A 12322-nucleotide genomic window follows, 5' to 3' on the forward strand; every position below is an offset into this window, starting at 1 on the left:
CTCGCTGGTTCATCAGCGAGGTGGCCCCATCCCGATCGAAAGAGTCCGATGCAGCGTCGTCGCTTCCTCACCCTGTCCAGCCTCTCGGGCCTGAGCGTGCTCGGTCTCGCCGCGTGTTCGGGGTCCGAGTCCGCCAGTGAACAGGACCCCGGCCCTGGTGGTGAGCAGGCTTTCTCCTTTACTCCCGCGAACTACGACGGGGTCACGATTTCGTTGGACCAGGCCCCGGTGAGGATCGTCGCGGACATCTACTCCGCGGCGGCGCTGCAGCCGTACGGCATCGAGCCGGTCGGGGTTTTCGGGTTCGGCGCCACAGGGTCGGGCAAAGGGGACCTGGATCTTGATGCGCTGAATGTCCTGGGGCTCGAGGGTGAGCTCAGCCTTGAGAAGCTCGCTGCTGCAGCGCCTGACCTCATCATCGGGGTCGGGAACCAGGAGGGAACGGGGTGGACCTGGTGGGAGGACGAGGTGAGGGACCAGGCCACCGAGGTCGCGCCGTTCCTGCCCATTCGCATGGGTGGAACTCCGCCGGAGATGATCCAAGAATACCGTGCCCTGGCCCAGGCGCTGGGGGCCGACAGCGACGGAAGCGAGATCGCGACGGCCGAAGAGGACTTCAATGCCGCTCGTGAGCGGCTCCGGACGGTCACCGGACAGAAGCCGGACCTGACAGTCCTGGCGTTCAACACCACCGGAGACGTCATCTACACCAGCACCACCCTTGGCGTGCTGAACATGCTCGCTGAGGATGGCGTGGCGCTCGTGGGCCCCGAGGCCCCGGAGGAGTCCTCCTGGGCCGAGGTGAGTTGGGAGAGCATCGCGGACTACCCCGCCGATGTGATCCTTCAGGCCGAGACGTCGGTCGGGTACGAGGAGAACCCGCTGTGGCTGTCCCTGCCCGCCGTCGAGGCCGACCAGATCGGAACCTGGGACGACAAGCGGGCCTACACCTACGTCGCGCAGACCGCGTGGCTGAACGAGCTCGCGGCCGTCCTGGAGGACTCCGAGCGCATCATCCCGTGACGTCCCCACGGGCCTCTCGCCACCCCGCGGCCACCCACCCAACACCCCCCGCCGATGCCACGCAGCAGCTCGAGGTGGTCTCACGGCCACCCGTGATCCGGGCGATCGCCCCTCCCGCCCTCGGCGCTCTCACTGTCGTCGCGGTGATGGCAAGCCTCGTGGTGGGGGACCGCTCGATCTCACCCGGGACAGTCGTGGACGCGCTCCTATCCACGGACATGTCCGTGATCGATCATCAGGTGGTGTGGGGCTCCCGGGTTCCACGCACGGTTGCCGGGGTCGCGGTGGGGGCCGCGATCGCGGTTGCCGGAGCCCTCGTCCAGGCCCTCACACGTAACCCACTGGCCGATCCCGGCATCCTCGGGGTCAACGCCGGAGCCGCGGTAGCGGTTGCTGCCGGCGTGTCCCTGCTCGGTATCGGCGGGATGCAGGGCCAGTTGTGGTGCGCCGTGATCGGGGCGTTCATCGCGACGGTGGCTGTCCTTGCCATCGGGGCGGCCGGCCGCGGGGGCGCCGACCCCATCCGACTGACCCTGGCCGGCGTGGCTTTCGCCGCGGTCATGACGGGCCTGACCACGGCGATCACGCTGTTGGATGTCCGAGCGTTCGATGCGATGCGCACCTGGAGCGCCGGCTCCCTCGCCGTGCGGGGTATAGGGCCGACGCTGCAGGCCCTCCCGTTCGTCGCGATCGGGTTGCTTGCCGCCGCCGCCGCAGCGCGCTACCTCAGCTCCATCGCCCTGGGAGATGATCTCGCCACCACGCTCGGCGTCCCGCTCTTGCGGGCGCGCCTCTTGGGGATCCTGGGCATCACCACGGCCTGCGGTGCTGCCACGGCGATCGCCGGTCCCATCGGATTCGTCGGCCTCATGGTGCCTCACATCATCCGGTGGATCGTGGGCCCCCACCAGGGGTGGATCCTCGGACTCTCGGCACTGGCCGGCCCCTGCCTAATCCTCGGCGCCGATGTCCTCGCGCGCGTAGCGACCCCCGGTGGCATGCCCGTCGGAGTCGTCACCGCGTTCCTCGGCGCGCCCGTGCTGATCGCCATGGTCCGTACCCGGGCGGTGTCAGGCCTATGACCACACCGACAACCCACGCAACCACCACGAGGACACCGAAGGCACGGGGGCCCCGGGTGATCCCCGTCCCCACCCGCCTCGGGGGTGTCCTGCACCTGACGGTTCGCAAGGCGATTGTCACGCTCGTGATTCTCCTGGCGGCTGCCCTCGTGCTCGTCGTATCCGTCGGGACCGGTGAGGTCCCCATCCCCGCCGGCCGCGTCATCGGCGCGCTCCTGGGGACTGGGGACGCCGGCGACATCCTGGTCGTCCGGCAGTGGCGGCTACCGCGAGCACTGGTCGCTGTCCTGCTCGGGGCATCCCTCGGTATCGGCGGCGCGATCTTCCAGTCCCTCACCCGCAACCCGCTGGGAAGCCCGGACATCATCGGGTTCGGCACCGGCTCCTACACGGGCGCGCTGGTCGTCATCCTGTTCCTCGGCGGGTCCTCGCTGGGCACCGCCGGCGGCGCTCTCCTCGGTGGGATCCTCACCGCTTTCGCGGTCTACCTGCTGGCCCGCACCCGGGGAACGGGTGCCCGAGCCGGGCTCCCCGGGTTCCGTCTGATCATCGTCGGTATCGGTGTCTCCGCGATGCTCTCAGCGGTCAACACCTGGATCATCCTGCGCGCGGAGGTGGAGGACGCCATGCGCGTCGCGATCTGGGGAGCAGGATCCCTCAACGGTCTGTCCTGGAGCCACGTCCGCCTCTCCGCCGTGGCCGTCCTCCTCATCGCAGTCTTCGCCACGGTGCTCTCCGAGCGGATGCATTTGCTGGAGATGGGGGATGACCTCTCGACCTCGCTGGGCATCCGGACCGAGACCACTCGCATCCTGCTCATCGTCGTGGGGATCTCCGCCGTCGCGGTCGTCGCCTCGGTCGCAGGCCCGATCTCGTTCGTGGCGTTGGCGGCCCCCCAGATCGCTCGGCGCCTGACCCACGACAGTGGCGTCGCCATCGGCCCCGCTGCCCTTGTCGGAGCGTTCCTCCTGCTGGGCAGCGACTACATTGCCCAACGCATCCACCCCCAGACACCATTACCCGTCGGCGTCGTCACGGTATCGCTCGGCGGGGCCTACCTCGTCTGGCTCCTCATCCACGAAGGACGGAAGGGACGGTCATGACCACACGCCTCCAGGTCGACCACGCCACCATCGGCTACGGCGACCGCAGCGTTATTCAGGACCTCGACATCTCCGTCACCGACGGCTCGTTCACCGTCATCATCGGCCCCAACGCCTGTGGCAAATCCACTCTGCTGCGGTCGATGGCCCGCCTCCTAAAACCCACAGCAGGCATCGTCAGCCTCGATGGCAAGAACCTTGAGGACATGTCTTCCCGCGCGATCGCGCGCATCCTCGGCCTTCTGCCGCAGAGCGCGATCGCCCCGGACGGCATCCGCGTCCGAGACCTCGTCGCTCGTGGTCGCTTCCCCCACCGAGGGTTCCTGGCCCGTAACACCCCCCACGACCTCGAGGTCATCGACCAGGCGCTCGAGGCGACCGGCACGACAGACCTCGCCTACCGCCTCGTGGACGAACTGTCCGGGGGACAACGCCAACGCGTGTGGATCGCGATGGTCCTCGCCCAGGAGACCGACCTCCTCCTCCTAGACGAACCCACTACCTTCCTCGACATCGCTCACCAGATCGCCGTCCTGAACCTGTGCTCAAAGCTCCACCGCGGTGGAAGCACCGTCGTCGCGGTCCTCCACGACCTCAACCACGCCTGCCGCTACGCCTCCCACATCGTCGCGATGCGCGATGGCCGCATCGTGGCCCGCGGAGCACCGAAAGACATCATCGACGCCGACCTGGTCAGGGACGTCTTCGACCTTCCCGCCATGGTCATCGATGACCCCGTCACGGGCACCCCACTGGTCATCCCCACCGCTACATAGGCGGGGGAGCACGCTACTCGGGGCTCAGAAGCGATCGGGGACGATTGCGCTCAGTGCGCATAATCAGAGGTATGCGCCCTACTGAGCGCTCGCCCGACCTTTGGGTCTCGTTGGCACGGGAGCACGCCCCGCGGTAGCCGGTGGCATCAGGGGTAACCAGCCTGTGGCTTGGGCGGAGCCGGTCAGGCAGCGGGTAGCGGCCCGGTGACCCCAAGGATCTGGACCGACAGGCGTTCGCCTGCACGCGCGATCTGTGCTTCGACGCCGAAGACCTTGCGTAGGGTTGTGGAGGTCAGCACCTCGGCGATCTCACCCGCTGCGTGGACTCGGCCGCTATCCAGGACCACCGCTTGGTCGCAGTATTGGGCTGCCAGCGAGAGATCGTGCAGGACTACAACGACCGTCAGACCACCGCTCGTCAGCTGGTTCAGCATTGACAGCAGCTGGTGCTGGTGTTTGATGTCCAGGTGATTTGTCGGCTCATCCAGCAGTAGCACGGCGGGTTCTTGTGCCAGTGCACGGGCTGCGTGTACTCGTTGGCGCTCTCCACCGGACAAGGTCCGCCAGCGCCGGCGCTCGGTTCCCGTCATCCCCACTGAGCTCAATGCCAGGTCGCAGGCATCGACGTCGTGCGGGCTCTCGAGGGCTAGGCGTGCTCGGTGGGGCAGTCTGCCTAGGGCGACAACATCGGCGACAGTGAGATCGGTGTCGGTGTCGCTGGCTTGCTCCATCATGGCCAGCTGACGGGCTCGGTCCCTGCGAGGGAGCTCCTTCAATGGTCGATCTCCGACTCTTACCTGCCCGGATGTGGGAGCGGACACGCCCGCCAGGATATGGAGCAGCGTCGACTTGCCGGAGCCGTTCGGGCCAAGTAGCCCCGTGACCTTGCCTTGGGTAGCAGTGAAGTCGATCCCGTCCAGGATCGGCAGTAGGCGTCCCCGTACCGAGTAGGTGAGTTGCTCGCGGAGGTGTCAAGTTTTCTGTGTAAGGGGCCGGTCGAACAGCCTCTCTGCCGGGTGGTCAGAGCGGAAGTCGGTTGGGGAACTGAACGGCGAAAGCATTGAGGGCTTGATGCCATCCCTGAGTGCCGGTTCCGAGCTGGCCACCGCGGCGGGTCTCGATGTTCCGGATCCCCAGATAGACCAGCTTCATCGCCGCCTCGTCCGACGGGAATGAGCCCCTCGTCTTGGTGATCTTCCGGAGCTGGTAGTTGATCGACTCGATCTGGTTGGTCGTGTAGATGACCTTCCGAATCTCGGGGGTGAACGCCAGGAACGGGATGAAGTCCTCCCACGCGTTCCGCCACGCCAGCACCGCCCCCGGCGCCTTGCTGCCCCAGGCCTCGGCAAAGGCCTCCAGGGCCAGCTCAGCGGCCGCCACGGTGGCCGCGGTGTAGATCGGGCGCATGTCCTTGGCCATGGTCTTGCGGTCCGTGTAGGAGGCGTACTTCATCGCCGAGCGCAGCAGGTGGACCACGCAGGTCTGGACCACGGTCTCGGGGTAGATGCTGTTAACCGCGGCCGGCAGCCCGGTCAGCCCATCGCAGCACAGGATCAGGATGTCCTTGGTGCCACGGTTGCGAATCTCGGTGAGGACGTTGGCCCAGAACTTCGCGCCCTCGGTGGCCCCCAGCCATAGGCCCAGGACCTGCTTGCGGCCCTCCATATCGACGCCTACGGCGACGTGGCAGGCCTTGTTGGTCACGACTCCGCCGTCGCGGATCTTGAGCCAGATCGCATCGATGTAGACGATCGGGTAGACCGACTCCAGGGGCCGGGACTGCCACTGGGCGACCTCGTCGGTGACGACGTCCGTGACCCTGGAGATCGTCGCGGCGGAGACCTTCGAGCCGTAGATCTCCTCGAGATGGGAGCCAATGTCGCGGGTGGTCATCCCGCGGGCATACAGCGACAGGACCATGTCCTCGACCCTGCCCAGTCGGCGGGTCCGCTTGGGCACGATCACGGGCTCGAACGAGCCGTTGCGGTCCCTGGGGACGGTGAGCTGCACTGGGCCCTGGAGGGTATGGATGGACTTGGTGGTCTTGCCGTTACGGGAGTTGCCCGTTCCGGCGCCGGCAGGGTCGCCGGACTCGTAGCCGAGGTGGTCGCTCATCTCGGTCTCCAGGGCCCGCTCCAGCACGGCCTGGGTCATCCGGGACAGCAGCTCCTCGACCCCGTGGCGGCCCTCTCCGAGGTCTTCGGCGGCGTTGACGAGGGCGTCGACCTGGTCGGCGCTCAGCACGCCCGCAAGAGGGTTCTGGGCATCAGCAATCTCGGTCATGTCATCGGTCCTTTTCAGAGGCGAGCCCGCAGGTCACACCTCGGTTAGAGACCGGACCCTTACACAGCTAATGAAACACCCTCTTGCTCGCCGTGTAGCGACAGGGTCATGTCCGCTCCTTACGGCGCAAGACGATCAAGAAGGCCGGAACACCGATCAGTGCAGTGATCACTCCCACAGGCAGCTCCCGCGGAGCGAGAACTATCCGCCCAACCAGGTCAGCTAGCAGGAGAAAGACTGCGCCACCGAACGCACTGGCGGGCAACAGACGCCGATGCTGGGGACCGATCAGGGCACGGACCGCATGCGGGACGATCAAGCCGACGAAACCGATCGCCCCCACAGCGGACACCACGACCGCCGTCACCGCAGCGGTGGCGACCAGCGCGATGCTCCGCACCGCGGTCACAGGCACCCCGAGCGAAGCGGAGGCAACGGCACCGAAAGCGAAGGCATCGAGGTCGGATGCGATAAGTCGTGCCACCACCAGGGCAATGACGGTTACCCCGACACATAACGCGACAGCAGGCCAGCGCGCGGCTGCCAGTGACCCGGTCAGCCAGTACGTCAAGCCACGCGCGGCGTCCGCGTCGCCCCACCCGAGCAGAACCAACGATGTCATCGCGGTGAAAAGCTGCCCGACCACGACCCCGGTCAGGACCAGTCGTCCCGTGTTTGAGGCGTGCTGCCCGAGCAGGGCGAGGACCAGCCCGAAAGCGACCAACCCGCCGACCAGGGCGCCCGCCGCCAGGGAAAGTGCCCCCGCGCCGAGCCCGGTGACCATCACCAAAACAGCCCCGGTCGAGGCCCCCGAGGAGATGCCCAGAAGGTAGGGCTCCGCCAACGCATTTCGGGTGACCGCCTGCAAGAGCGCGCCGCAGGTCGCTAGACCAGCACCGGCCACCGCAGCCATGAGCGCACGGGGGGCTCGAAGTTGCCAGATCACCGAATCGGCCAACGTCGACAACGGCTCCACCGGCAGGCCGATGTGGCTCCCTAGCGATCGCAGCGTCTCTGACCATCCGATCTCACCGCCACCGACCACGATCGACACAAGAACGCCTGCGACGAGCACCAGCCACGCGCCGAGTACCGTCGCGATCTGGCGAACCCGCTCAGCGCTGCGCGAGGATGACGAAGTCATCGAGGTGCTGCCAGATCGGCCCCGCCTCGCGGAACTGCGCGGCACGCATCGCGGCGACATGGAACGCGGCGCTCAGATCCGGGTTCGGCGGTCTGTTCGCGAAGCGGCGCTCCCGTTCGGAACGAAGGGGCGCGAAGTGAGGGTGATCAGCGATTCGAGAAAACCAAGTGTCCCAGGTCAGCGCGCCGGATGCCTGATCGCGAGCCTGGGTAGCCGCGTCATCCCGGCGACTCAGCTCTTCGAACAACGGACGCCCCTCGAGCTGACGCAGATGATCGGCGTTCATCAGCACACCGCCAGGGAGCAGAAGCTCGCCCACCTCGCGGTAGACCCGGCTCAGCACATCGGCCGGCAGCCAGTGCAACGCGGTCGAGGACAGCACCGCGTGCGGCCGCCGACCACCCAGAGCCTCAATCCACGTCGGGTCCCAGAGATCCGCCTCGCGGAAGGTCACCCGATCACCGTGCTCGGCCAGGGCGAGTCGACCGAGCTCGAGCAGCATCGGGTCGTAATCGACAGCAAGACAGCTCATCCGCGGGAATCTCCGCAGTACCCGATCCGAGATCGACCCCGGACCGCATGCGAGGTCCACTACCAAAGCGTCCTCGGGAACCGTCTCGGCCAGCACGTCGAGCATCACGGCGAACCGGTCCTCGCGCCGGTTGATGTACGAGGCCTGCTGCCGGTCCCAGCTCTCCAGATGATCGCGGGCCCACTCGGCCACAGCATCGACACCCCTGCTCATCGGTGAGCCCCCTCAAGCTCGACCAATGCTTCTGACAACGTCTCCAGCGCATTGATGCTTCGCACGGACGGATCCATCTCGGTAGCTGGGATCGCGACCATCCGGTCCTCCCGCACCGCAGCGAGCTGCGCGGTGACCGGGTCAGCACGCAGGGTCTTGATCTTGTCCTGTGCGCTGTCGCCGTCCAGGCCGCGAGAGAGGTCAGCCAACACCAGCACATCAGGATCACGCTGGGAGATCTGATCCCAGCTGGTCTCGGTCCACTGGGCGTCCAGATCATCGAAGGCGTTCTCGGCGCCGGCGAGCTCGGTCATCGTCTGCGGTAGGCCGGCATTTCCGGCCACGATGGGAGCGCCGTTAATAGTGGAGTAGATCCAGGCCACCTCCACCCCGTCCAGAGCCTGAGCCGAGGCAGCCACCTGATCCAAAACCTCCTGCTGCGCGTCGATCAGATCCTCGCCCCGGTCGGCCACATCGAAGATCGTCGCGATATCGGTCACCTCAGCGAAGATCTGCTCGAAGCCTCCTTCGGCAGAGACCAAGTTCGGGTCCTCGCAGTCGTTCGACGACAGATACGCCGGGACCTCCAGGTCACGCAACTCGCTGCGTTCTCCCACCGCATCGGGGGCAAACGCAGAGGCCCGCATCGAGTAGACAAAGTCCGGATCCGCCCCGCGAAGCTGCTCCGCCGTCGGGTACTGATCGGCCAGTACCGGGATCTGCTCATAAGCATCTGCGAACTCCGGCGCGACAGCGTCAGTCAGGTAGCTGGTACCCGCCATCGAGTCACCAAGCCCGAGCGCCAACATCATCTCGGTCGATCCCTGCTCCAGCGTGACCGCACGCGTGGGCACGCGATCGAACGCCAGTTCAAGCCCGCAGCTGGTCAGCTGAGCCGCTGCCACGCTGTCATCAGAGGAGGGGTCGGCCGAGGGGGAACTGCAAGCCGCGAGCACCACAACAGATGCCACCACAGCCATACGGGTAATGGGAATCATTCGCATGACATGAGTATATGTCGCGCATGGACGCGGCTCTGACCACAGGTAGGCCTCGAGTTGAGGTGATCCGTACGACACCGGCGCCTCGCCGCGCCGTACGTTAATCTCCACGCCTGTCGTCCTCGGCAACCCATCCGTCGCTCCGCTGCGGGTGGGGGATGGTCGATCGGGGAGCCCCGGAAGCTGATGCGCATAGTCGAAGTTATGCGGACCTGTTGCTTGCGCAGCTCGGCACCGTGCTGATCATCATCGCGAGTAAGTGGGCGGCGGTTCCGGTTGTTTGGCTTCCTGAGCGCCGGAAGGCCCCCGGCTTCGCGGGGAGCCGGGGGCCTTCGGTGAGGGTGATCGAGTGATCAGGTCGCTGAGGATTCGATCTGCTGGGGAGTGTTCTGCGTGGTGATCTCGATCTTGCGGGGCTTGGCCTTCTCGCTGATCGGGATCGTCACGCTGAGCACGCCGTTGTCGTAGCTCGCGGCGATGCGCTCGGTGTCCAGTCCCTGTCCGAGGCTGAGCTGGCGCAGGAAGGTTCCTCCCGTGCGCTCGCGGGTGATCCACTGCGCCTGCTCATCGGTCGCGAGGGTCCGCTCGGCGCGAATGGTCAGCAGCTGTCCATCGACATCGACATCGACGGACCCGGGATCGATGCCCGGCAGGTCAGCGGAGAGAACGTAGTGATCGCCGGCGCGATACAGGTCCATCGGCATCTGCCGAGGGCCCCGTCGCCCGGGGTCGAGGAAGTTGCTCGCGAGACGCTCCATCTCACGGAACGGGTCGTAGGTAGCCATGATGTCTCCTTCCTGTCGCGGCCACCTCCGGGAATGGTGGCCTACCAACCTTGAGTCCCTTCGACTCAACTGCGAGCAGATTAGCACTCTCCCCCGGAGAGTGCCAGCCTTGAAATCTGCCCATAGCGGCTGCTTTAGCTGCCCTCCCACAGCAGGGTCGGGCGCCCCCGGGTGCGCCGCGCGCCTCGGTGAACGACGGCTTGTGCAGCCCATTGTGCTTAGGTCGCGCATGGCCCGGGCTAGCTATGCCATCGATATACGTATTACAATATCCGGCATGAGGAAGATGCAAGGTAATGAGGTCCCCGAGGATCAGGTCGATGCCTGGGTTGCTGAAGCCGAAGCTGGCTACGACGTGGAGCAGCTGCGCAAGCGCGGACGGCCCACTCGCGGTGAGCAAGCGGCACAGGTTGTGCCGGTGCGATTCACCGACGAAGAGATTTCCTCGCTGATGCAGCGCGCTGATCGCGAGCACCTGAATCGCTCCGAAGCGATCCGTCGAGCAGTGCGAGAGTGGACGACCGCGTGAGGGTCCGGCCCTCAGCGCTCAAGCACGACATTGCTCCCGAGGAGTCCATTCACGCGGCCAGCACTGCGGTCTACGTAGCGCCACTGGATGAGGAGAACCCGCAACGCGAGCTGCGCCTGGGGTTCGACACTCATGCCCGTCTTCTCGAGCTGGTGGTGTTGATCTGGGATGACGGCACCGAGGAGATCATCCACTCGATGCGCGCCCGCAAGCAGTACCTCACGCTCATCTCGTAATCCGATCCCGCCGCGAGGCCGGCAGCCCCGGAGTGGGCGCACGAGCGGAGACGCCTTGGGGGAGCCGCCCGTCTAGTGCGCATAATCAAGATTATGCGTACTAGGCCGGGGTGTCGTCGTGGTCGGGGCCGGGTCGCGCTCTAGCGTGAGCGGATGAGCGAGTTCTTCGAAGATGCGGCCCGGGACTGGATCGCTGAGCGGCGTGCCGTTGGTCGCACGATCAGCGTGGAGGAGGGTGTTTCATTAGCTGTGTAAGGGTCCGGTCTCTAACCGAGGTGTGACCTGCGGGCTCGCCTCTGAAAAGGACCGATGACATGACCGAGATTGCTGATGCCCAGAACCCTCTTGCGGGCGTGCTGAGCGCCGACCAGGTCGACGCCCTCGTCAACGCCGCCGAAGACCTCGGAGAGGGCCGCCACGGGGTCGAGGAGCTGCTGTCCCGGATGACCCAGGCCGTGCTGGAGCGGGCCCTGGAGACCGAGATGAGCGACCACCTCGGCTACGAGTCCGGCGACCCTGCCGGCGCCGGAACGGGCAACTCCCGTAACGGCAAGACCACCAAGTCCATCCATACCCTCCAGGGCCCAGTGCAGCTCACCGTCCCCAGGGACCGCAACGGCTCGTTCGAGCCCGTGATCGTGCCCAAGCGGACCCGCCGACTGGGCAGGGTCGAGGACATGGTCCTGTCGCTGTATGCCCGCGGGATGACCACCCGCGACATTGGCTCCCATCTCGAGGAGATCTACGGCTCGAAGGTCTCCGCCGCGACGATCTCCAGGGTCACGGACGTCGTCACCGACGAGGTCGCCCAGTGGCAGTCCCGGCCCCTGGAGTCGGTCTACCCGATCGTCTACATCGATGCGATCTGGCTCAAGATCCGCGACGGCGGAGTCGTGACCAACAAGGCCTGCCACGTCGCCGTAGGCGTCGATATGGAGGGCCGCAAGCAGGTCCTGGGCCTATGGCTGGGGGCCACCGAGGGCGCGAAGTTCTGGGCCAACGTCCTCACCGAGATTCGCAACCGTGGCACCAAGGACATCCTGATCCTGTGCTGCGATGGGCTGACCGGGCTGCCGGCCGCGGTTAACAGCATCTACCCCGAGACCGTGGTCCAGACCTGCGTGGTCCACCTGCTGCGCTCGGCGATGAAGTACGCCTCCTACACGGACCGCAAGACCATGGCCAAGGACATGCGCCCGATCTACACCGCGGCCACCGTGGCGGCCGCTGAGCTGGCCCTGGAGGCCTTTGCCGAGGCCTGGGGCAGCAAGGCGCCGGGGGCGGTGCTGGCGTGGCGGAACGCGTGGGAGGACTTCATCCCGTTCCTGGCGTTCACCCCCGAGATTCGGAAGGTCATCTACACGACCAACCAGATCGAGTCGATCAACTACCAGCTCCGGAAGATCACCAAGACGAGGGGCTCATTCCCGTCGGACGAGGCGGCGATGAAGCTGGTCTATCTGGGGATCCGGAACATCGAGACCCGCCGCGGTGGCCAGCTCGGAACCGGCACTCAGGGATGGCATCAAGCCCTCAATGCTTTCGCCGTTCAGTTCCCCAACCGACTTCCGCTCTGACCACCCGGCAGAGAGGCTGTTCGACCGGCCCCTTACAC

Annotated in this window: 13 protein-coding genes; 7 read left to right on the top strand and 6 right to left on the bottom strand. The window is 66.3% G+C overall.

Translation table 11 applies throughout. The features are described 5' to 3' along the window. Positions 1–48 precede the first annotated feature (48 nt). The 4 genes from ACT3UF_RS08160 to ACT3UF_RS08175 are packed head-to-tail and all read left to right on the top strand — an operon-like array spanning position 49 to position 3984. Positions 49–1023: an ABC transporter substrate-binding protein gene (locus ACT3UF_RS08160; protein WP_193119511.1), complete on the top strand. Its 975-nt coding sequence runs from the start codon at positions 49–51 to the stop codon at positions 1021–1023. Beyond that, a complete protein-coding gene (locus tag ACT3UF_RS08165) occupies positions 1020–2105 on the top strand; it encodes an iron chelate uptake ABC transporter family permease subunit (protein WP_441446632.1) in 1086 nt (361 codons plus the stop codon). The genes ACT3UF_RS08160 and ACT3UF_RS08165 overlap by 4 nt, the downstream gene beginning before the upstream one ends. Then, entirely contained in the window at positions 2102–3208 is a 1107-nt protein-coding gene (locus ACT3UF_RS08170) for a FecCD family ABC transporter permease (protein ID WP_193119510.1), read from the top strand. The genes ACT3UF_RS08165 and ACT3UF_RS08170 overlap by 4 nt, the downstream gene beginning before the upstream one ends. Further along, complete coding sequence (locus ACT3UF_RS08175; RefSeq protein WP_193107400.1) at positions 3205–3984, top strand: ABC transporter ATP-binding protein; 780 nt, start codon at positions 3205–3207, stop codon at positions 3982–3984. Before ACT3UF_RS08170 ends, ACT3UF_RS08175 begins: the two co-directional genes overlap by 4 nt. A 182-nt stretch (positions 3985–4166) precedes the next feature. On the opposite strand, the gene ACT3UF_RS08180 is transcribed toward ACT3UF_RS08175, so the two are convergent. The 6 genes from ACT3UF_RS08180 to ACT3UF_RS08205 all read right to left on the bottom strand — a co-directional run bounded on the left by ACT3UF_RS08180 (position 4167) and on the right by ACT3UF_RS08205 (position 9942). Beyond that, positions 4167–4913 carry an ABC transporter ATP-binding protein gene (locus ACT3UF_RS08180; protein ID WP_444608411.1) on the bottom strand — a complete coding sequence of 249 codons (747 nt, stop codon included), beginning with the start codon at positions 4911–4913 and terminating at the stop codon, positions 4167–4169. 91 nt (positions 4914–5004) lie between these two features. Further along, positions 5005–6267 carry an IS256 family transposase gene (locus ACT3UF_RS08185; RefSeq protein WP_193119625.1) on the bottom strand — a complete coding sequence of 421 codons (1263 nt, stop codon included), beginning with the start codon at positions 6265–6267 and terminating at the stop codon, positions 5005–5007. A gap of 106 nt (positions 6268–6373) precedes the next feature. Then, complete coding sequence (locus tag ACT3UF_RS08190) at positions 6374–7411, bottom strand: FecCD family ABC transporter permease (RefSeq protein WP_443337272.1); 1038 nt, start codon at positions 7409–7411, stop codon at positions 6374–6376. Next, complete coding sequence (locus tag ACT3UF_RS08195; protein ID WP_193107395.1) at positions 7383–8048, bottom strand: class I SAM-dependent methyltransferase; 666 nt, start codon at positions 8046–8048, stop codon at positions 7383–7385. The genes ACT3UF_RS08190 and ACT3UF_RS08195 overlap by 29 nt, the downstream gene beginning before the upstream one ends. A gap of 104 nt (positions 8049–8152) precedes the next feature. After that, positions 8153–9160: an ABC transporter substrate-binding protein gene (locus tag ACT3UF_RS08200; protein ID WP_193107394.1), complete on the bottom strand. Its 1008-nt coding sequence runs from the start codon at positions 9158–9160 to the stop codon at positions 8153–8155. Positions 9161–9510: 350 nt separating this feature from the next. Next, entirely contained in the window at positions 9511–9942 is a 432-nt protein-coding gene (locus ACT3UF_RS08205) for an Hsp20/alpha crystallin family protein (protein WP_193107393.1), read from the bottom strand. A gap of 277 nt (positions 9943–10219) precedes the next feature. Here ACT3UF_RS08205 and ACT3UF_RS08210 point away from each other — a divergent pair, with 277 nt between their 5' ends. The 3 genes from ACT3UF_RS08210 (at position 10220) to ACT3UF_RS08220 (ending at position 12284) form a co-directional block, all read left to right on the top strand. Continuing rightward, positions 10220–10471 carry a ribbon-helix-helix protein, CopG family gene (locus ACT3UF_RS08210; protein WP_193107392.1) on the top strand — a complete coding sequence of 84 codons (252 nt, stop codon included), beginning with the start codon at positions 10220–10222 and terminating at the stop codon, positions 10469–10471. Then, positions 10468–10707: a hypothetical protein gene (locus ACT3UF_RS08215; protein ID WP_193107391.1), complete on the top strand. Its 240-nt coding sequence runs from the start codon at positions 10468–10470 to the stop codon at positions 10705–10707. The genes ACT3UF_RS08210 and ACT3UF_RS08215 overlap by 4 nt, the downstream gene beginning before the upstream one ends. 314 nt (positions 10708–11021) lie before the next feature. Beyond that, positions 11022–12284: an IS256 family transposase gene (locus tag ACT3UF_RS08220; protein WP_193119625.1), complete on the top strand. Its 1263-nt coding sequence runs from the start codon at positions 11022–11024 to the stop codon at positions 12282–12284. The last annotated feature ends 38 nt before the right edge of the window (positions 12285–12322 follow it).

The sequence above is a fragment of the Brachybacterium sp. AOP24-D1-21 genome (genome assembly GCF_052378665.1).
GTDB lineage: Bacteria > Actinomycetota > Actinomycetes > Actinomycetales > Dermabacteraceae > Brachybacterium.